This is a genomic window from Bradyrhizobium sp. USDA 10063, from assembly GCF_054063735.1.
Genome location: NZ_JBSSGP010000002.1, coordinates 7826007 through 7843707 on the forward strand (window position 1 = coordinate 7826007; position 17701 = coordinate 7843707).

A 17701-nucleotide genomic window follows, 5' to 3' on the forward strand; every position below is an offset into this window, starting at 1 on the left:
GGACAATTCGGCGCCGGCACGCAATGCAGATTCTTTGCCGCAAAATACGCCGCGTTTCGCCGGCGTAACACTTTGAGAAAGTACGCAAGTTGCGCTGCGGTCCTTGCAGGCGCCGTGTCAGAAAACCGACACGGGTCGCAAAGCCAACGGGCGCGATTTGAAAAGGCGAGAACTATCAAGTGCGTGCACGCTGGCATGCGACTTGCCAATTCGCAGGCACCCGATCCAAACAAATAACGAGTGAGCCATGATCAATCTGACGGATAGCGCAGTGAATGCTGTCAAGTGCGCGATATCGGGCTCGGCGCAGCAGGCAGGTGGCCTGCGTATCGTGGTCGAGGCCGGTGGCTGCGCCGGGTTCAAATACACGATGGGCCTCGCCGACGAGCCGGGGCCCGACGACACCGTGATCGAGCGCGACGGGCTCAAGGTGTTCGTCGACAACAAGAGCCATGAGCACCTCGCCGGCACGACCATCGATTTCGTGGAGGCGTCGGAGGGCTTGGGCTTCACCTTCGAGAACCCGAACGCCACGTCGAGCTGCTTCTGCGGCAAACCCTTCAACTGATGACGAGAGAGATCGGAGCATGCTGGTCGAACCCGAAGAACTGAAGCAGTCGCCGGTCACCGAGATCGATCGGGAGCAACTCATACGGGCCGTGCTCGAGGAGATCCGGCCCAATCTCCAACGTGACGGCGGCGACTGTCAGCTCGTGAAGATCAACGGCAGCAAGATCATGGTCAAGCTGACTGGTGCCTGCATGTTCTGCAAGTTTTCAAGCGCGACGCTGGAAGGCATTCAGGCGCGGCTGGTCGATAGGCTCGGCGAACTCGTTCGTCTGATCCCAGTCGCCGGCACCGCCAATGCGCGGCATTGAACGAGGTGTTTGTGCCGGTTTATCTCGACAACAATGCAACCACGCGGACCGATTCCTGCGTCCTCCAAGCCATGCTGCCGTTCTTCACTGAGAAGTTCGGCAATGCCTCCTCCGCTCATGCCTTCGGCAGCGAGGTCGCCGATGCGGTGAAGAAGGCGCGCCGCAGCCTACAGGGCCTGCTGGGAGCCGCTTACGATGATGAGATCGTCTTCACCTCCGGCGGGACCGAGTCCAACAACACCGCGATCCTCTCTGCGCTTGCAACTCAGGAAGGCCGCGACGAGATCGTCACCACCTCCGTCGAGCATTCCGCCATCCTTACGCTGGTCGAGCAATTGGCGACAAGGGGCATCAAGACGCATGTGATCCCGGTGGATTCGCGCGGCCGGCTCGACGTCGAGGCGTTTCGCTCGGCGCTTGGACCACGCACGGCAATTGCGTCGGTTATGTGGGCTAACAACGAGACCGGCACGATTTTCCCGGTGGAGTTTCTGGCTGGGTTGGCCCGCGCGGCAGGCGCGCTGTTTCACACCGATGCCGTGCAGGCCACAGGCAGGGTGCCTATCGACCTGAAGGACAGTGCTATCGACATGTTGTCGCTGTCCGGCCACAAACTGCACGGTCCCAAGGGGATCGGCGCGCTCTATTTGCGCAAAGGCACGAAATTCAGACCGCTGATTTGGGGCGGGGCACAGGAACGACGGCGCCGTGGCGGAACCGAGAACACTCCCGGCATCGTCGGTCTTGGAAAAGCTGCAGAGCTTGCGGCGGAGCGGCTCGAACCGGAGCGCGTTCGCATTGGTGGGCTGCGCGATCGCCTGGAGCAGGCGATTCTACACAACGGCCACTGCATAGCCCTCGGCGATGTCAGCAACCGGCTGCCGAACACGGCCAATATCGCCTTCGAACATCTCGAAGGCGAAGCAATCGGCCATCATCTCAATCGTGCAGGCATCGCCGTTTCGCTGGGATCAGCCTGCAGCTCCGGCCAGATGGAGCCATCGCATGTGCTGCGCGCCATGAACGTGCCTGCGAGCAGCTTGCGTGGGGCCGTGCGCTTTTCGCTCTCGCGTGAGACCACCCTCGAAGAGGTCGATAATGTCGTGGTCGTGCTGTCCGGTGTCGTGGCTCACCTGCGCGAAATTCGCGGAAGCGCGCCAATCTCGCCAGCAATTCGCCCAGATGCACGGAGTTGATCTTATGAAAGTCATGATTCGCCGCTCTCCGGATGCGGGCCTGTCGATTTACGTGCCGAAAAAAGATCTGGAAGAGCCGATCATCGAATCGGAGCACGAGACGCTGTGGGGCGGCTGGGTCAGAATAGCCAATGGCTGGGTGCTCGATCTGCCCGAGATGGCGAGCGACACGCCACTGCCGATCACGATCAACGCCAGGAAGCGCGGTGAGGACGGGGACGAGCGATGAAGGCGATCCCGCAGATCGATGTTGTCACCGCGGCCGATGCGGAGGCGATCCTCACTGACGTCGCGGCCAAGCTGCGTGCCGGCAGTATTGTCCCCTATCTCGGACCCGGCCTTGCCGAGTTGTCCAAACCGGATGTGCCGATGGCGCCAGAGGCGTTGGCTGCATTCTTCGCTTCCAGGGTCGCGCTGCCGCGCCGGGCAAATGGGAACGCATGGGCGTCGGCGCAGCACATCGAGAACAATAAGCATCGCTCCACGGTGACGGCATTGATGGCGCAGGCCTTTGCTGCGCCGGTCGAGCCGACGCCACTGCATCATCATCTCGCCGCGCTGTCCCTGCCTGTCATCGTCGACGCCTGGTACGACGGCGCGATGCGTGCGGCGCTTGGCAAGCACGAGGGATGGGGCGAGGTGCAAGGCATCACTCGCGCCGGCATCGGCGAGGGCCGCTGGTATCGCTTCTACAGTGCACAGGGCAAAGAGGTCGATCGTGCGGCGGCGCAGAAATGGACCACGGCCCTCTACAAGCCGCACGGCAGCGTGCTGCCTGCCAGGAACTTCCTGATCTCTGACGCCGATTATGTCGAGGTGCTGACCGAGATCGACATTCAGACTCCGATCCCCGATGTGGTGAAAGAGCGGCGCAGTTGCCGCAGCTTTCTCTTTATCGGCTGTCGCTTCAACGACCAAGTGCTACGCATCTATGCGCGACAGATCAGCAAGCGATCGGCCGATGGCCATTATGCAATTGTCGAGCCGGAGTCGCTCTCACGCAACGAGCTGCGATTCCTTCTCGAGCAGCGCCTGACGCCGCTCGCGATTGCACTCCCGCGTGCGGTGGAGATATTGCTCGCCAAATAGCGGTGTTGCCAAAACGCTGCCCACCTCAGCCCGCTGGCGGCGAGAGGTCGCATCCCATCGAAGGACGCGGTGCGGGTCAGGGGCTCTGCGCAATCTCAGTACGTGGATGGGTACGCGCGAGCAATCGGCGTCTCTGTGTCAGGATCGCTACGGCTGTCAGATTTCCAACATGCCGCATTATCGCTGTCATCTATGCGATAGCACGGATCGCTCGCTAACTCAGCGAGATAGTCGAGAAAAATGATCGTTCCCCAAGATGGCATGCAAGTTGCTAACTCTCTCCTTGAACGGCTCGCTCAGGGGCTTGTCCTGGGAAGCCTGTCTGGCCTGCAGGGGAGAACTGAACATGGACGCGGTTGCCGAGCGCGAAATCATCGCCGGAGATGCGGTAGATAGTAGCGACATCGTCCGGGGCATCGCTGAGCATAAGGGCTGCGGCAACTCGCGGAGCAGCGACAAGGCTGGCTGCGGGTCAAGGGCCGGCCAAGGCGATCTGCCGAGCGAAATCTGGGAAAAGGTGAAGAACCATCCCTGCTACAGCGAAGAGGCGCATCACCATTATGCCCGCATGCATGTCGCGGTTGCGCCAGCCTGCAACATCCAGTGTAATTACTGCAATCGCAAATATGACTGCGCCAATGAATCGCGCCCCGGCGTGGTGAGCGAGAAGCTCGCCCCTGAGCAGGCAGTGAGAAAAGTGCTCGCGGTCGCCTCGAACATTCCGCAGATGACCGTGCTCGGCATCGCCGGCCCTGGCGATCCCCTGGCCAATCCGCAAAAAACCTTCACGACATTCGAGCTGGTGGCCAAAGCCGCGCCCGACATAAAGCTGTGCCTGTCGACCAATGGGCTGGCATTGCCCGATCACGTCGAGACCATCGCCCGCTTGAACATCGACCATGTCACCATCACCATCAACATGATCGATCCCGAGGTCGGTGCAAAAATCTATCCGTGGATCTTCTACAAGCACAAGCGCTATAGTGGCGTCGAGGCAGCGAAGATCCTGACGAACCGCCAGCTCCAAGGCCTCGAAATGCTCTCCCAGCGAGGCATTCTCTGCAAGATCAACTCAGTGATGATCCCGGGCGTCAACGAGCAGCACCTGCTCGCAGTCAACAAGGCCGTGAAGTCGCGCGGAGCGTTCTTGCACAACATCATGCCGCTGATCTCTGCGCCCGAGCACGGCACCGTGTTTGGCCTCAGCGGCCAGCGTGGCCCGACCGCCCGGGAGCTAAAGGCGCTGCAGGATGCGTGCGAGGGCGAGATGAATATGATGCGGCATTGTCGCCAGTGCCGGGCCGATGCCGTCGGCCTGCTTGGCGAAGACCGCAACGCAGACTTCACAACCGAAAAGATCATGGCCATGGATGTCAAGTACGACCTCCAGACGCGCCAAGCCTATCAGGCCAAGATCGAGCAGGAGCGCGTCGCCAAGGTCGCGGCCGAGCAGGAGCAGTCGGCCGACCTCGCCGGCGAGATGAGTGAGATCAAGCTTCTGGTCGCAGTCGCAACCAAGGGCTCGGGCCTGCTAAACGAGCATTTTGGACATGCCAAGGAGTTCCAGGTGTACGAACTCTCGACATCTGGCGCCAAATTCGTCGGCCACCGTCGCGTCGATCTCTACTGCCAGGGCGGTTATGGCGAAAAGAACAGCCTTGCTACCATCATCGGCGCCATCAACGACTGCCATGCCGTACTGGTAGCCAAGATCGGCGGCTGTCCGAAGAGCGAGCTGATCAAAGCCGGCATCGAGCCGGTCGATCAGTACGCGCATGAGCTCATCGAGAAATCGGCGATCGCCTGGTTCAAGTCCTATCTCCACAAGGTACAGAGCGGCGAAATCCAGCATGTTCAGCGCGGCGATGCAGCGATCCGCCCGGGCGCGCTGATTACGGCCGCGTAGGGGATAGCCGATGCCGTTCAAGATCGTCGCTTCACAATGCACGAGTTGCTCGGCTTGCGAGCAGGAATGCCCGAACGTCGCAATCTCGGAGAAGGGCGGGACGTTCGTGATCGATCCGAAGAAATGCACCGAATGCGCCGGTCATTTCGACGAGCCGCAATGTGTCGCCGTCTGTCCGGTCGACAACACCTGCGTCGTCGACACATCATTGCCGCGCTACCAGGCGCGGGCATAAAGGGGCGAGGTCATGAACTTCACTGCGACGCCTGGTGCGGAAAAATTCATCCGCTTCATGTTGCGCGCAGATGGTGCGTCCGCCTCAGTTTACCGGCCCGCCGTGACGCCGGTCGGCTATTCGGAATTGTCCGCCGATGTCGCCATTGCGACGCTGGCAGACCCAGCGAGCAGATCGTCGAGCGTAACGAGCCCAAGCGGCATCTCAACGGGGAAAGCTAGCCGTTGCTCCGCCGTGCAAACCATCGATTTAACCGATACCACCGCGCCAGACGGGCATCATTTTTCAAGGTCCTAAGCGGTGCGTGCTGCGCCGACAACGCCTGTGAATGCGCTCATTAGAGGGGAACGCTATTGGATCTGGATGCTTCAGGCAATCCGCTGTCCGCGGGCGAGGGGAGGCTGATCGCGCACTCGCTGCTCGGCGAAGGCTTGCCGAGGGAAGCCGAGGATCATCTCTGGCAGGCCGGTCTTTCCTATCACCTGGATGAGATCGCGGAAAAACACCTGCGTGAGGCGCTGGCGCTGGCGCCGGGTCATGTTGCGGTCCTGATCGGCCTCTACCGCTTCTATTTCTACAGGGGACGGTTGGCGGAGGCGTTGGAGGCCGCAAAGCTCTGCATTTCGAAGGCGGCGTGTGAAAATGGGCTCGCCGACGACTATCGGCTGGTCGGCCCGGGTGATGCGTCTTTTGGTAGCTACGAGGATGTCCTGCCGCGCTTCTATCTCTTTTCGCTGAAAGGCTATGCCTACCTTCAGATGCGGCTTGGCAAGCTGGACGAAGGGCGCGCCGCCGCGAGCAAGCTGTTGGAGCTCGACCCGACCGACAAGATCGGCGCCAAGGTTCTCCTGAATGTGCTGGAGCGGATGGGGCAGGACGATGACGAATGACATCGACGAAGCTCGTGACTGGCAGGGCAACGAGGTCGACTGCGGTGCGCACAGCCATTCTTGGCTTAAGGAGGTTGCCAGCTGTCGCCCGATGGACGCCTGCGTCAATCTCCGCTACGCCCGGTGCGTCGACCGCTTCGTCAAGTACAATCCGGCGCTGGCCAATGCCTACATCGCTCATCCGCATTTCGCGGTGCAGGCGATCACGGCCGAGCGCGTCAATTTGTTTCTGTTACGGTCGCTGCTTGATGATGCGGAAGAAGCGGTGCGCTGGAATGCGGCCCCGCGGTCGCCGAAGCGGCATATCCCGCGGTTGGGAAGTGAGCTGCAGATCCGGGTCGCCAGTTCGGCTGAAAGCGAGGAAGCAGTGCCGATGTTGTCGGATGAGATCGTAGCGCGCCGCATCTCGCCACCGTTGGCTCCTCGGCTCATGCATGATGACGCGGTCGAGGTCCGCCGCGTAGTGGCCCGGCGCATACCCTATGATTGGTTGCTGCCTGCAAGGCGAGTGACCCCGATCCAACCGTGCAGACGGCGATGGCGCAGCAACCTTCGCCCGATTCGCTCGCTGTGCTGCGGTGCGATCCCGATTGGCGCGTCCAACTATGAGGGAGCGCGGCGCATCAGGAGCGCCGACTTGAAGGGGCTCACTAAGAACGAGGACAGGCTGCTACAGGAGACTGGGCGCCGCGCCGGTAGTCAGCCGTCCGGTAAGTTCGCGAGAGAATAGTACATGAGCAACATCGTTCGCGACAGCGACGTGGTCGAGCTGACCGGGCCGCCCTTCTTCAGCTTTGGCGAAAAAGTACGGGCCAAGCGCACCATCCGCAATGACGGCACTTATGCCGGCAAGGAAATCGGCGACGTTCTCGCCAAGAAAGGCGAGGTCGGCTACGTCGTTTCGATCGGCACGTTCTTGCAGCAGTTCTACATCTACGGCGTCGAGTTCCTCGAAAGCGGCAACCGCGTCGGCATGAAGCGCAAGGAGCTCGATCCTGTCGAGGCGGGCGAGGAGCTCGACGATCTACCGTTGCCAGAACAGGCGGCATCATGATCGAGCCGCGGCTTCCCAAATACCAATGGGGACAGCGCGTCAAAGCCGCGGTCGACCTCATCAACGACGGCTCCTTTCCGGAGGCGCCGGCTGATGGACTGCTGATCGGCGTCGGAGGGGTCGGCGAGATCGTGCAGGTCGGCAGGCATACCGAAGCGAACGTGCCAATCTATCTCGTCGATTTCGGCGAGCGACTGGTCGTTGGCTGTCTTGAAGAAGAGGTCACACCGCTTTGAGGGAGCTTCTTGCGATGAACGCCTCGGTAGCCAGAAGGGCACTTGTCGGGCCGACGGCCCACCCCAACGAGCTCGATTGCAAGCGGATCGAGCGCGCGCTCGCCGCGCGCAAGCGCTATCGCTATGTCTCTCCGAACGTGAAGCAGGTAAGGGGCGGCTATCTCGTCGAAAGCTGTTGCTGCTCGCGCAATATCGACAAGGACGGCGGCCTGATCGACGTCGCGCTGATCCACTATGACACAGTGAACGGGGCCTGGAAGCTGTTCCGCAAAGACCACACGCAGGGAATTTGGGAATTTTACAGTATTTACCTCCGGCTGACCTCAGCACTCGACGAACTGAACACCGATCCTGAGCGGCTGTTCTGGCAATGACCGTGCTTTAGTGAAGCAGTTAGATAGGAGTCGCGATGGCGCTCGGTACAGACGAACTGATTGAAATCGAACGGGTGCTTGTAGCGGCGGAGGCGGATGCAAGCCCGGTCCTTGAGCTGCGGCGCCGCTTTCGGCAACTCGCCGTGACGCGCTGTGATGCGTCTGATGTGACGGAGCGGCCGTTCCGAACTTTTCCGCGTTTCGACCTGCATCTGATCGATGGCTGCGATCGCTGCGTGCAGATCACGGCCGATCCGGCACGGGCGATTGGCATCCTGCTTGCGGCAAGGAGTGTTGGGCGGTGAGCGGCGTTGCACTCGCAGAGGATCACCAGGATGACGCGAATGCAATCGAGGCCGACCTATCCTTCATTCCGCTCTCCGATCCCGATATTACGTCAGCGGAGCTCTCCGCTGTGGAAGCACTGCTGTGTGCGCCGCGAATTTCAAACGGGCCGATCACTGACGCTTTCGAGAAAGCCTTTGCCACCTACCTTGACCGCAAGTATGCCGTTGCCGTTCCAAGCGGCACGATCGGGCTTCTACTTGCGCTAAGAGCGCTCGGCATCGGGCGCGGGCAGGAGGTGATCGCCTCCCCTTATTCGTTTCGTGAGACGGTGCATGCCATCAGTCTCGTGGGTGCGCGACCCGTATTTTCCGACGTCGATTATTGGTCGGGAGCCTTGGCTCCCGCGAAGGTCGAAGAGCGTATCACCGCCGACACGCGGGCGATTATTGCCGGCAATCCCAATGGTCATCCGGCGCCATGGTCGGAGCTGCGCGCCATCGCGCAGCGCCATCAGCTATTGCTCCTGGAGGATTCGACAGAGGCGATCGGATCGCGATACAAGGGCGAACTCGTCGGCTGCTTTGGCGACATCGCCGTGTTTGACTTTGCCCAGCCAATGGCCCTGGCCTGCGGCGAAGGCGGCATGGTGGTGACTGACGACATCGACACGGCGGTTAGCTTGCGTCGCCATCGCTCGCGCCGGCTGGATGAGCGCTCCTCAGTTGTCGTCAGCAGCGCAGCGTCCCACCAGGCCGGCATGAGTGATCTCACAGCCGCATTGGGGCTTGCGCAGCTCAAGCGCCTGGACGAAATCCTGGAGCGGCGCCGGCTCGCCGAACAGCTCTACAATGCACATATGCAATCCTTCGAGGGTATCAAGCCGCCCTATGTGGGTCCCCATGTGACCGAGGTGAACTGGTTCCTCTATCTCGTCCATCTCGGGACGCGCTTCACGCGATCCAGCCGGGACGCTATCATCGATGACCTGCGCATCGAGCGGGTCGAGGCCGCCGCTTATTGCCATCCCTTGCATTTGCAGCGGCACTATTTCGACCTCGGCTATCGTCATGGCGATTTCCTGGTCACAGAAAAAATCGCCGATCGCGCCCTAGCACTGCCGTTTCATACCCATCTCAACGAAAATCAGATCGAGTTCATAGTGGAAACCATGAAGGACGCGTCCATCAACGTCGGCGCCGGGGCAGCAATTTATTAGAGCCGCGTAACCCCTCAGAAGCGCTGCACTAGGAGGATTGAATGTCGATAATCACGGTCTTGCCGTCGGGCAAAATGATCGGAGTCACCGAGCGCACGTCGCTCTTGGCGGCGCTGCGTGGCGCAAAGATCGTCATTCCACACAAATGCGAGGGGCAGGCCAAATGCGGCTCATGCCACATCTTGGTTCAGAGAGGCCACACGGGACTGTCGGAGGTGACGCGGAAAGAGATTGACACACTCAATACGATCGTGGGCGTAGGCTCCAAGTCACGGCTCGCCTGCCAGGCCAAAGTGCTCGGAACCCGCAACATGATTATCGAGCTCCTGGGTTTCGACGCGGGTCTTTAGGTTCAGGGTGGAGGGGCGGGACGGAGAGGAACTTCGCAACAGGCTATTATTCCCTGAACGGGGGCAATCGTCGAACTGGGCGGTCGCTCGGTCGGCCTCACGTCGCACCAACGCTTGATGTGTCAGCAAGGGGGCCCGCAATGCCGATCAGATGCTGGCCGGTGGTCGCAGCGTGTTGCGGCTGAGCAGGGCCGTGGTCACGCCCTCCAGCAGGAAAGCGCGACGACGGCATGCGCGAAGGGAGCACCGCGACATGGGCAGCCAAGAAATCGAGGTGTTCGCCGTCTGTCACGCCGATGCCATCGAGCGGGGCGGTGCGAAGGGCTTTAGCCTGTCGCGGATTGATGAGAGTGGCGAAAGCCGGCCGTTTCTAATTGTCGTGGTGCGGACCTTCGGCAACGACTATCACGGCTATGTCAACCGCTGCCCGCATGACGGCGTCTGGCTCAACATCGGTTCCGGCGAATTTTTCTCGCCGGACCGCGCCTTTCTCAGATGCGGCCGGCACGATGCGACGTTCGAGATCGACAGCGGGCTTTGTATCGATGGCCCCTGCAATGGAAGAGCCCTTGAGCCGGTCGCGCTCGCCGTGATCGGCGGCGACGTCTGCCTGTGTGGCGTGAAGCTGCTAGAGGACGACCGGCTTGGGGATGCGTTTGAGGATAGCGACGAGACCATGGACATCATGATCCATCCGGATTAAGCGGCATGATGTCGCGATCGTTGTTCGGCTGTTCGAGGTGTTGCTGAATCTGCGGGAAAACGACCGTCGTTCTCATGAACATCGGCGCAGCTCTGTTGAGCCATCCTGCAGCCCAGCATGAATACCTGGAACGGGGACACTCGCGTAGCGAGACACACGCAGCCATGTGGTGCTTTCCGCGACAAGCGCGCTGAGATGAGAAGATAAACTTGACGGACTCTTATCAGTCCAATTCGATCTCGTCCGTCGCCTCACGCTGTAGTGGCGAGCTTCATTTTCGATGTCGGCCTCATTGGCTTTGAGATGACTAGGCAAATGGCTCACAGCCAAGGCGGATACGGCGCCGTGCCCGTGTCCCGGCGCCGCAATAAGCCCGGCGTCAGAGCTTGTAGGTGATGCCGCCTCCCACCAGCCACGGGTCGATATTGGCCCGTCCGGTGACTGGAATCGCGTTGTTTACGGTCGCCGAATAATCCGGCCGCAGCCACAACTTCTTCACGTCAACGTTGAGGCCCCAGTGGCGGTCGAGCATGTAGTCGAAGCCGAATTGGACCGCGGCGCCAACCTGGTTGCTGATGTGCAAATCCGTCACCGCAAGGCCGGCGAACGGCGTATTGGCTGCGGACTGGTTGAAGAATATGGTGTAGTTGATGCCGGCGCCGATGTACGGCTTGAACGCGCCTAACCCGGTGAAGTGATATTGCAGGGTCAGCGTCGGCGGCAACAGCCAGGCTTTGCCGATCTCGAGCCCGTTGAGCGTCGCGGTGCCGCTGATATGATGGCTGGTTGCGCCGAGGATGAGTTCGGCGGCGATGTTCGGGGTGAAGAAGTAAGTGATGTCGAGCTCCGGGATCACTTGGTCGCTGATCGAGAGCCCCGAATTCGGCGACGACAGACCTGGGACGCTGAAGACGTTGACCGAGCCGCCTCCGTCATCCGGCAACACGCCGAGCGCGCGCAGACGGATCATCCAGGGATTGAACGGTTCGACCGGCGGCGCTTTGGTGTAGACCGGCGCCGACGCCAGATCCGCAGCCTGTAGTGACACGGCGGTCCCACCGAACGCCGCCACGAGCACGAGCAGCGACGCCGTCGTCAGAATTGTTCTTGTTCTCATCAAACTCTCCATTCCCAAGTCAGCGCGGGGAGTCGCGCGACGCCTCTGTCCCACCACAAGCGCGATGGCGAAGGATTTGATGCGGCTCAAATCGGGCGGGGCATGGCGGCAATTAAGTCGCCGCGTTGCAAAAGGATCACGGCCGTAGAGCGTGATGACTTGTCTTCGAATCGTCATTCCGCTCTATATTTGTTGGAGCACGATCTTTTCGGAAAACCAGTTTCCACTTTCCGGATCATGCTCCAATGCAACCCCGCCGCAGCGCAACGCGCGATCAACGATCCTCCGAAGTTGCGCCGCTTGTCATGCCCCGCGCATGCGTCGCTCGTTCGGGAAAGATCGGATTTACGCGAAGTACAAATCCGGGTGAGGCGGACTCTTCCCGACCTGCATTAGTGGTAGAGCCTCTCACCCCTGACCTTCTCAGCGCGAGCTTCGCTCGTCGCACCTCCGTGAAGAACGGGAGGGGGAACTTCGGTCTTCGCTCGGTACGGCCAGTGAGCTCTGCGGTCTTCTCACCTCCGCGGACAGTACGTGCCGTTGAGGAACGAGTCTCCGAGATCTCCGCCGCACGGAGCCGAGCAAAGACCTGGTACGGGTTCTCTTCGTCGGACGGACAAGCTGCCGAAGCTTTCGCGTTGGCTCAGGCAAAGCACCTCGACCTCGACTGCCGCACCTTTTCGCGAAGAACCGTACGCCACAGCAACGCTCTAGAACGGGTCGAGGGGCAGTCGTCCGACTTCTCGATAGAATCCTCAAGCTTCTGCTGGGCGCCAGGCTTCGCGATGCGCTTCGTACGATAGGATTGGAGCGCTTCGCGCCTCCGCTCCTGATCGCGCGTTCCATTGATTTCGAGGGCGCAGACCTATCGAAGTCGCTCCGCTCTACCTCGGGATCTCTCCCACCCCGAGGACTGAGCTTCATGGGTGGCGAATCGTGGCCGGGCGCCTTAAAGCTCCATTATCTGAGTTTACGGCGCCTTAAGACGACGCATACTTTGGCAGAGTGATGGTGGCGTCATAAGAGGCCGCAAAGCGATGATAAGGGGATTTTAAGGCGGAAGGCATGCTCGCGTGTCTTATTCTTTACACGGTGCGCCTGGAGCCGCCGCGCCGGACGTTGTCGCAGATCCGGAATTTCTCGACGCGGCCTCCGGAGTCGTTCAAGCAATTGCTCCAGACGATAGGTACCGACGGTCCGGTGACGGCGGCAGAGCTGGCCGCCAGCTTCCTCGCGATGGAATCGAGCGAGGAGTTCAAGAGCGTGCTTTCAAACGTCGAGAAAGCCACGCGGGTATGGTCTGCCGGTGGACCGGCCGCACACGTCACCTCAGAATCGACCTTCAGTCTTGCCGAAATGGTCGACCAAACCACACCCGCTATCTGGTGGTGGATGAGGAGAAGTTGTCGGTTTACGCGGGCTTCCTGCGCGTCATGGTCGGTTGTGCCATGAATTCGCTGACCCGCGCGAAAGGTCGCCCGAAGCACAAAGTGCTTCTGTTGCTTGATGAGGCCGCCGCGCTCGGTAGCCTCGAACCGTTGGAGCGGGGGCGTAGGTTACTTGCGCGCCTATTGCACGCCGATGCTGATTTTTCAGGACATGCACCAGCTCAAGTCGCTCTATCGCCGATGGGGCTCGTTCCTTGCCAATAGCACCTGCAAGGTCTTCTTCAACATCGCGGACCTTGAGGCGGCGCGCTTCGTTTCCGAGATGCTCGGTCAGACCACCTCGGTCAGCCGCAGCGAGGGAACGTCGCAAGCCAACACCGACCTGCTGCGGCGGCAGCGTTCTTCAGGCCAATCGGAGGCCGGTCGCTGGCTTCTTGATCCTTCGGAAGTCCTGCGGCTTCCAGGCAAGCGGTCCATCGTCCTGTATCGGTCCGATATCCTGCGGTTCGCCATCCTGGCGAGGAAAGCCAATTACCGTGATTGGCGGCATATTCGGTGGTGGGGCAAGTACGACGCTTGGCCATTGAAAACGTCTACCCGTAAATCAGCAGATGCCAACGCTAGGGGCTGTTCTTCGACTTGAATTGGCGGCTCCATCGGCTGCCAACGAGTTCGCAATCTTCCGGAGAGCTTCGAAAACCGCTACAATCGCAAATTGTCGGGGTTCGTCTGGGGGGTGGCCGCATGTGGGCTCTTAAGTATCTCGCCCTCATTATAGCGTGGGCCTCAGCAACGTATGGAATTTGGTCAAAGCCAAGGACCAATGCGAAAGATTTGCGCGTTGCCGTGATCGCCACGACGATCACTACACTTGGATTGGTTGTCGGAACAGCTTTAGTCTACGTCGATGCCCAGCGAGGCATAGAACAGAATCGCGCGCAAAAGGGAGAGTTTAAGCAACAGCTGGAAGCAATCGTCGCGACCAGCGATTTGAACTCCTTCACAATTGAATGACGCTTTGAAAACGTTGGCCCAGAGATTTTGAAGATTTTCGATATCTGGAAGGTAATTCGGGAAAGCTATCTAATAAGTGATGACGGCCTATCCCGTGCGAATGCCGAGCTTCGGCAACTCATAACGGACCCAATGAAAAATGAAGAGTTTATTGCTCCTCTTGTAGTCTCCGCTGCGCTGGGAAAGACGAAAGCTGATGATTTGTTCAAGGGTGACGTTGAGGAGGCCCTGAAACAGTACGCTGCAAACGGCGACCCGCTGGAATTCCCCTCCATTTCATATCGAGGGCCAGCCTTCACTTTGCTCTTCCCCCTGAATCGAGATTTGAGTGGTGTAATCGCGTTGGGCAAATGGAAGACGATGCCGTCATTCCAGGAGCGGGTGTCGGAGGAAATAAGGATGTATACGAAGCAAATCGATTTTTTCACGCCAACTATGAGTTCAGGGTCGATGCAACAAGAGAGAAGTCGAAAGTTGAAATCACATGGGATTACGGTCGTGCCTCGATTCAACGGGCAATAACCTACAAGCCCGGCCACTCGCGGGTGACCGGCGCGTTGCCGAAAAATTTTAGCTTTGCTGTTGTTTACGAATCGATGGACAGAAAAAAGTATCAAAACACATATACGTTAGCGGCGGAAAGAGACCCACCAAAGGACACAGGACGCGATTGGTTTTCAACTTCGAAGCTGATCGTTCGCATGAATGTCGCCACAGATCTTGTGTACGTGTATGACGTCATCCGCTCTAAAACCGCCGACTATGTTATCAATGAAAAGAACTATTACGGCGACCCTCCAATGACTTTGTTTAGATATACTCTTTTCAATTGTGCCATTGCCGACGCAGAGAACAACGAGGATTCACGGACAAAAAAATAGCCCGGGCAGCGCGGAGGAGAATCCGCGTATCGGTTGGCCTGATACTGGCTTCCCTTCAGGAAGGCAGCCAGCGGCAGCGGGCGCGACCAGACGCCGGCAGTGGCGCAAGGTGATGTCCCCGCTGCCACATAAGCTGGTTGGCCCAAACCGTATGACGTGTGAGTTGGGATTCGCGGATGCCGAGCAGGGCGAGGAACAGCCGGACAAGCTGGTCAATTATCCAAAGTAATTGCCTGAGCCGCTTGCGGATAGCCATGCCGAACTGGCTGTCAAGCTGGGCGTGGACCGACACGCAATTGCCGACGCCGAGAGGGGCAAGCTCAGCACCAGCGCCGGCGTGTATGTCGGCATGCTGTGGGCGATGAACTTGCTCCCGTCGCTGGCTGACGTCGCCGACCCAAAGAACGACGAGGAGGGACTGGCGCTCAGCGGCCTTGACGAGCGCGAGCGACCGGGAAGAGGGCGCAGCGCTTTCCTGTACGAGGGATTCGGATACGACTTAAATGATCCGACGATCGCGACGGACGAGCCGGAGGAGTTGCCGACGATGCGCCGCAACTGAACGAAACCCCGACTATGTCTTGGCCGCAGTCCCGCTGGCCGTATTCCCTTAGCCGGGGCCAAGCAATCGCTACCGTAGCATATCCCCCCGGCGGGATGGATCAGGTGGGCAGTGCGCGCCGGTTCCCTCGCGTGAACATCCCGCGAGATCATCTCGCCAGTTTTGCCTAAGCAACGACGGCACGGGCTCGCGATCAAAGCCCGCGCATCTTGCGCCGTCGGCTTCGATCAGCGGACGCCGAATCAGGAGCGGATCACGCAGCATCACCAGAAGTGCGCTCGCCGCGTCGGTTGTATCCGGATTGATTTCGCCTGACTTGATACGGGACGCGAAGCGGTTGAACCAGGATGCGACCGGCGTATTGCCGAAGAAACGGCGCAGTTCCTGCGCGCACCACGGCTCCTTCAAGATATCCTTGGCAATAACGTCGTGGCCTGCGGCCTTCAGCGCCTGCATCTGGCGCGCGTTGGTGGCGCAGCCGGGCTTTTGATAGAAGATCACGGTGGACACGGCGCGCCTGGCTTATCTGAGCACTGTGAGCTGGACGATCGGCATCGCGCCGCCGCGCCCCAAGATGGTGTCGACCTTCTTACGGACGGATTCCAAGGCCAGCGGCTTGATCAGCGCGCCGTGGGCGCCGGCCTTGATGCTTTCGAGTGCGATTGCCTCGTCGGATTTGTCGCAAACGATCAGGATGCGGAGGCGAGGAAATTGCGCCGCTAATTCGGCGATCATGGTCCGACCCTTTTGCTTCCAAAAGGAAACTCCTAGCAGCACCAAATGCGATTTCAGCCAATCGACGCTTCTGGCATAAGCCTCTTCCGGGGTCGCCAGCTCATGGGTTTCGATCTCGTCATGCAGCTTAAACTGCAGCGCCGCGCGGGTGATCTCGTCTTCGTCGACCACGAACACCCGTCGCTTGTCCACACCGATCTGCATTACCGCTCTCCTGAAATCGTGCCCGACACGCTGCTACCAGTTGCGTTTGAGAGTTTCCGTCTAGCAATTTCCGTTCCGCGCATGAGTGTGCGGCAAGCGGAGTTCTGCCGGTTTGAGGCGTGTGATCGCTGTCCAGTTTCTGACAGCCGCTAAAATCCTGTTCGGTTCAAAACAGCTGGCGTGATCGTCGGATCGCAATTTTTTCAAGCCTAATCAGAAGCTTAAAGAGCGAGGCCTGGCGCTGGCACGGTGGTTGCTATTGGGATGCAGCAACACTGAGTGAGGGCTGAGTGCACGCAGACGCGCAAGACGAGCGATGCTCTCCTTCCCTTGAACCCGTGTGCCCGTTTCTGAGAAAGAAACAAGCTCGCGCGCAAAGCAGCGCGCAATCTTTGGCAAATCGGTTGATGGAGAGCAACATGTCTTCACTGAGACAAATCGCGTTCTACGGCAAGGGCGGCATCGGTAAGTCGACCACCTCGCAGAACACGCTGGCGGCTTTGGCCGAGATGGGTCACAAGATCCTGATTGTGGGCTGCGATCCCAAGGCGGACTCGACCCGCCTGATCCTGCACGCCAAGGCGCAGGACACAATCTTAAGCCTGGCGGCGAACGCCGGCAGCGTCGAGGACCTCGAAATCGAGGACGTGATGAAGGTCGGTTACAAGGACATCCGCTGCGTAGAGTCGGGCGGCCCGGAGCCGGGCGTCGGCTGCGCCGGCCGCGGCGTCATCACCTCGATCAACTTCCTGGAAGAGAACGGGGCCTATGAGGACATCGACTACGTCTCCTACGACGTGCTCGGCGACGTCGTCTGCGGCGGCTTTGCGATGCCGATCCGCGAGAACAAGGCACAGGAGATCTACATCGTCATGTCTGGCGAAATGATGGCAATGTATGCCGCCAACAACATTTCCAAGGGCATTCTAAAATATGCCAATTCCGGCGGCGTGCGGCTCGGCGGCCTCATCTGCAACGAGCGGCAGACCGATAAGGAGCTGGAACTGGCGGAGGCGCTGGCCAAGAAGCTCGGCACCCAGCTGATCTATTTCGTGCCGCGCGACAACGTCGTGCAGCACGCGGAGCTGCGCCGCATGACGGTGCTGGAATATGCGCCGGAGTCCAAGCAGGCCGATCACTATCGCAATCTCGCGACCCGGATCCACAACAATGGCGGCAAGGGTATCATCCCGACCCCGATCTCCATGGACGAGCTCGAGGACATGCTGATGGAGCATGGCATCATGAAGCCGGTTGACGAGTCCATCGTCGGCAAGACCGCCGCCGAGCTCGCCGCCTCGTAACGTGCGCACCGACGGAGGCCGGCCTCACCAATGCTCATAAGGGAGGCCGGCGTTCCGGCAAAATATTTCGTGACCAATGCA

At 59.8% G+C, this 17701-nt stretch carries 27 protein-coding genes; 24 read left to right on the top strand and 3 right to left on the bottom strand.

The annotated features are described in order from the left end of the window. Nucleotides 1–247 precede the first annotated feature (247 nt). The 17 genes from ACVJGD_RS38810 (at nt 248) to ACVJGD_RS38890 (ending at nt 10415) form a co-directional block, all read left to right on the top strand. Entirely contained in the window at nt 248–568 is a 321-nt protein-coding gene (locus tag ACVJGD_RS38810) for a HesB/IscA family protein (RefSeq protein WP_456639120.1), read from the top strand. Nucleotides 569–587: 19 nt separating this feature from the next. Beyond that, the gene (locus ACVJGD_RS38815) at nt 588–878 is read left to right on the top strand and encodes a NifU family protein (RefSeq protein WP_456639121.1); all 291 of its coding nucleotides are present in this window, start codon (nt 588–590) and stop codon (nt 876–878) included. 11 nt (nt 879–889) lie between these two features. Continuing rightward, a complete protein-coding gene (nifS, locus tag ACVJGD_RS38820) occupies nt 890–2074 on the top strand; it encodes a cysteine desulfurase NifS (protein WP_456639122.1) in 1185 nt (394 codons plus the stop codon). 4 nt (nt 2075–2078) lie between these two features. Further along, nucleotides 2079–2303 (top strand): putative nitrogen fixation protein NifT, encoded by a 225-nt coding sequence (gene nifT / locus ACVJGD_RS38825; protein WP_456639123.1) that lies wholly within the window; start codon nt 2079–2081, stop codon nt 2301–2303. After that, a complete protein-coding gene (locus ACVJGD_RS38830) occupies nt 2300–3163 on the top strand; it encodes an SIR2 family NAD-dependent protein deacylase (RefSeq protein WP_456639124.1) in 864 nt (287 codons plus the stop codon). The genes nifT and ACVJGD_RS38830 overlap by 4 nt, the downstream gene beginning before the upstream one ends. A 346-nt stretch (nt 3164–3509) precedes the next feature. Continuing rightward, nucleotides 3510–5069, top strand: a complete 1560-nt coding sequence (gene nifB / locus ACVJGD_RS38835) for a nitrogenase cofactor biosynthesis protein NifB (RefSeq protein WP_456639125.1) — start codon at nt 3510–3512, stop codon at nt 5067–5069. A 10-nt stretch (nt 5070–5079) separates the two neighbouring features. Beyond that, on the top strand, nt 5080–5304 hold the full coding sequence (locus tag ACVJGD_RS38840) for a 4Fe-4S binding protein (RefSeq protein ID WP_456639126.1): 225 nt from the start codon (nt 5080–5082) through the stop codon (nt 5302–5304). A 12-nt stretch (nt 5305–5316) separates the two neighbouring features. Next, entirely contained in the window at nt 5317–5601 is a 285-nt protein-coding gene (locus tag ACVJGD_RS38845) for an iron-sulfur cluster assembly accessory protein (protein ID WP_456639127.1), read from the top strand. Nucleotides 5602–5657: 56 nt separating this feature from the next. Then, complete coding sequence (locus tag ACVJGD_RS38850; RefSeq protein ID WP_456639128.1) at nt 5658–6194, top strand: hypothetical protein; 537 nt, start codon at nt 5658–5660, stop codon at nt 6192–6194. Next, nucleotides 6184–6924, top strand: a complete 741-nt coding sequence (locus tag ACVJGD_RS38855) for a 4Fe4S-binding leucine-rich repeat protein (protein ID WP_456639129.1) — start codon at nt 6184–6186, stop codon at nt 6922–6924. Before ACVJGD_RS38850 ends, ACVJGD_RS38855 begins: the two co-directional genes overlap by 11 nt. Before the next feature lie 3 nt (nt 6925–6927). Then, the gene (locus tag ACVJGD_RS38860; protein ID WP_456639130.1) at nt 6928–7248 is read left to right on the top strand and encodes a nitrogen fixation protein NifZ; all 321 of its coding nucleotides are present in this window, start codon (nt 6928–6930) and stop codon (nt 7246–7248) included. Then, on the top strand, nt 7245–7484 hold the full coding sequence (locus tag ACVJGD_RS38865; protein ID WP_456639131.1) for a nitrogen fixation protein NifZ: 240 nt from the start codon (nt 7245–7247) through the stop codon (nt 7482–7484). The genes ACVJGD_RS38860 and ACVJGD_RS38865 overlap by 4 nt, the downstream gene beginning before the upstream one ends. Nucleotides 7485–7498: 14 nt before the next feature. After that, nucleotides 7499–7858: a DUF3024 domain-containing protein gene (locus tag ACVJGD_RS38870; RefSeq protein WP_456639132.1), complete on the top strand. Its 360-nt coding sequence runs from the start codon at nt 7499–7501 to the stop codon at nt 7856–7858. 35 nt (nt 7859–7893) lie between these two features. Beyond that, the gene (locus ACVJGD_RS38875) at nt 7894–8163 is read left to right on the top strand and encodes a hypothetical protein (RefSeq protein WP_456639133.1); all 270 of its coding nucleotides are present in this window, start codon (nt 7894–7896) and stop codon (nt 8161–8163) included. 44 nt (nt 8164–8207) lie between these two features. Beyond that, on the top strand, nt 8208–9362 hold the full coding sequence (locus tag ACVJGD_RS38880; RefSeq protein ID WP_456640517.1) for a DegT/DnrJ/EryC1/StrS family aminotransferase: 1155 nt from the start codon (nt 8208–8210) through the stop codon (nt 9360–9362). 41 nt (nt 9363–9403) lie between these two features. After that, nucleotides 9404–9712 (top strand): 2Fe-2S iron-sulfur cluster-binding protein, encoded by a 309-nt coding sequence (locus tag ACVJGD_RS38885; RefSeq protein ID WP_456639134.1) that lies wholly within the window; start codon nt 9404–9406, stop codon nt 9710–9712. A gap of 253 nt (nt 9713–9965) precedes the next feature. Further along, nucleotides 9966–10415, top strand: coding sequence for a Rieske (2Fe-2S) protein (locus tag ACVJGD_RS38890; protein ID WP_456639135.1), 450 nt, complete (start codon nt 9966–9968; stop codon nt 10413–10415). Between the two features lie 379 nt (nt 10416–10794). Here ACVJGD_RS38890 and ACVJGD_RS38895 read toward each other — a convergent pair whose 3' ends face one another. Next, nucleotides 10795–11532, bottom strand: coding sequence for an OmpW/AlkL family protein (locus tag ACVJGD_RS38895; protein WP_456639136.1), 738 nt, complete (start codon nt 11530–11532; stop codon nt 10795–10797). 1065 nt (nt 11533–12597) lie between these two features. On the opposite strand from ACVJGD_RS38895, the gene ACVJGD_RS38900 reads away from it, so the two are divergent. The 6 genes from ACVJGD_RS38900 to ACVJGD_RS38925 all read left to right on the top strand — a co-directional run bounded on the left by ACVJGD_RS38900 (nt 12598) and on the right by ACVJGD_RS38925 (nt 15377). Continuing rightward, nucleotides 12598–12984 carry a hypothetical protein gene (locus tag ACVJGD_RS38900; RefSeq protein WP_456640607.1) on the top strand — a complete coding sequence of 129 codons (387 nt, stop codon included), beginning with the start codon at nt 12598–12600 and terminating at the stop codon, nt 12982–12984. After that, nucleotides 12966–13184, top strand: a complete 219-nt coding sequence (locus ACVJGD_RS38905; RefSeq protein WP_456640518.1) for a hypothetical protein — start codon at nt 12966–12968, stop codon at nt 13182–13184. The genes ACVJGD_RS38900 and ACVJGD_RS38905 overlap by 19 nt, the downstream gene beginning before the upstream one ends. Then, nucleotides 13093–13563: a type IV secretory system conjugative DNA transfer family protein gene (locus ACVJGD_RS38910; RefSeq protein ID WP_456639137.1), complete on the top strand. Its 471-nt coding sequence runs from the start codon at nt 13093–13095 to the stop codon at nt 13561–13563. Before ACVJGD_RS38905 ends, ACVJGD_RS38910 begins: the two co-directional genes overlap by 92 nt. A gap of 101 nt (nt 13564–13664) precedes the next feature. Then, nucleotides 13665–13934, top strand: a complete 270-nt coding sequence (locus ACVJGD_RS38915) for a hypothetical protein (RefSeq protein ID WP_456639138.1) — start codon at nt 13665–13667, stop codon at nt 13932–13934. A 350-nt stretch (nt 13935–14284) separates the two neighbouring features. Next, complete coding sequence (locus ACVJGD_RS38920; protein ID WP_456639139.1) at nt 14285–14815, top strand: hypothetical protein; 531 nt, start codon at nt 14285–14287, stop codon at nt 14813–14815. Between the two features lie 229 nt (nt 14816–15044). Further along, a complete protein-coding gene (locus tag ACVJGD_RS38925) occupies nt 15045–15377 on the top strand; it encodes a hypothetical protein (protein WP_456639140.1) in 333 nt (110 codons plus the stop codon). 69 nt (nt 15378–15446) lie between these two features. Here ACVJGD_RS38925 and ACVJGD_RS38930 read toward each other — a convergent pair whose 3' ends face one another. Both ACVJGD_RS38930 and ACVJGD_RS38935 read right to left on the bottom strand, forming a co-directional pair. Then, complete coding sequence (locus ACVJGD_RS38930) at nt 15447–15887, bottom strand: ArsC/Spx/MgsR family protein (protein WP_456639141.1); 441 nt, start codon at nt 15885–15887, stop codon at nt 15447–15449. Between the two features lie 12 nt (nt 15888–15899). Beyond that, entirely contained in the window at nt 15900–16316 is a 417-nt protein-coding gene (locus tag ACVJGD_RS38935) for a response regulator (RefSeq protein ID WP_456639142.1), read from the bottom strand. 419 nt (nt 16317–16735) lie between these two features. Here ACVJGD_RS38935 and nifH point away from each other — a divergent pair, with 419 nt between their 5' ends. Continuing rightward, nucleotides 16736–17620, top strand: coding sequence for a nitrogenase iron protein (gene nifH, locus ACVJGD_RS38940; RefSeq protein WP_456639143.1), 885 nt, complete (start codon nt 16736–16738; stop codon nt 17618–17620). Nucleotides 17621–17701: the final 81 nt, after the last annotated feature.

Bases quoted from the DNA above. Each gene is read 5' to 3' on its own strand.
- ACVJGD_RS38810 (WP_456639120.1), top strand. From the start codon at position 248: ATGATCAATCTGACGGATAGCGCAGTGAATGCTGTCAAGTGCGCGATA.
- ACVJGD_RS38815 (WP_456639121.1), top strand. From the start codon at position 588: ATGCTGGTCGAACCCGAAGAACTGAAGCAGTCGCCGGTCACCGAGATC.
- nifT (WP_456639123.1), top strand. From the start codon at position 2,079: ATGAAAGTCATGATTCGCCGCTCTCCGGATGCGGGCCTGTCGATTTAC.
- ACVJGD_RS38830 (WP_456639124.1), top strand. From the start codon at position 2,300: ATGAAGGCGATCCCGCAGATCGATGTTGTCACCGCGGCCGATGCGGAG.
- nifB (WP_456639125.1), top strand. From the start codon at position 3,510: ATGGACGCGGTTGCCGAGCGCGAAATCATCGCCGGAGATGCGGTAGAT.
- ACVJGD_RS38840 (WP_456639126.1), top strand. From the start codon at position 5,080: ATGCCGTTCAAGATCGTCGCTTCACAATGCACGAGTTGCTCGGCTTGC.
- ACVJGD_RS38845 (WP_456639127.1), top strand. From the start codon at position 5,317: ATGAACTTCACTGCGACGCCTGGTGCGGAAAAATTCATCCGCTTCATG.
- ACVJGD_RS38855 (WP_456639129.1), top strand. From the start codon at position 6,184: ATGACGAATGACATCGACGAAGCTCGTGACTGGCAGGGCAACGAGGTC.
- ACVJGD_RS38860 (WP_456639130.1), top strand. From the start codon at position 6,928: ATGAGCAACATCGTTCGCGACAGCGACGTGGTCGAGCTGACCGGGCCG.
- ACVJGD_RS38865 (WP_456639131.1), top strand. From the start codon at position 7,245: ATGATCGAGCCGCGGCTTCCCAAATACCAATGGGGACAGCGCGTCAAA.
- ACVJGD_RS38870 (WP_456639132.1), top strand. From the start codon at position 7,499: ATGAACGCCTCGGTAGCCAGAAGGGCACTTGTCGGGCCGACGGCCCAC.
- ACVJGD_RS38875 (WP_456639133.1), top strand. From the start codon at position 7,894: ATGGCGCTCGGTACAGACGAACTGATTGAAATCGAACGGGTGCTTGTA.
- ACVJGD_RS38885 (WP_456639134.1), top strand. From the start codon at position 9,404: ATGTCGATAATCACGGTCTTGCCGTCGGGCAAAATGATCGGAGTCACC.
- ACVJGD_RS38890 (WP_456639135.1), top strand. From the start codon at position 9,966: ATGGGCAGCCAAGAAATCGAGGTGTTCGCCGTCTGTCACGCCGATGCC.
- ACVJGD_RS38895 (WP_456639136.1), bottom strand. From the start codon at position 11,532: ATGAGAACAAGAACAATTCTGACGACGGCGTCGCTGCTCGTGCTCGTG.
- ACVJGD_RS38900 (WP_456640607.1), top strand. From the start codon at position 12,598: ATGCTCGCGTGTCTTATTCTTTACACGGTGCGCCTGGAGCCGCCGCGC.
- ACVJGD_RS38905 (WP_456640518.1), top strand. From the start codon at position 12,966: ATGGTCGGTTGTGCCATGAATTCGCTGACCCGCGCGAAAGGTCGCCCG.
- ACVJGD_RS38915 (WP_456639138.1), top strand. From the start codon at position 13,665: ATGTGGGCTCTTAAGTATCTCGCCCTCATTATAGCGTGGGCCTCAGCA.
- ACVJGD_RS38920 (WP_456639139.1), top strand. From the start codon at position 14,285: ATGGAAGACGATGCCGTCATTCCAGGAGCGGGTGTCGGAGGAAATAAG.
- ACVJGD_RS38935 (WP_456639142.1), bottom strand. From the start codon at position 16,316: ATGCAGATCGGTGTGGACAAGCGACGGGTGTTCGTGGTCGACGAAGAC.
- nifH (WP_456639143.1), top strand. From the start codon at position 16,736: ATGTCTTCACTGAGACAAATCGCGTTCTACGGCAAGGGCGGCATCGGT.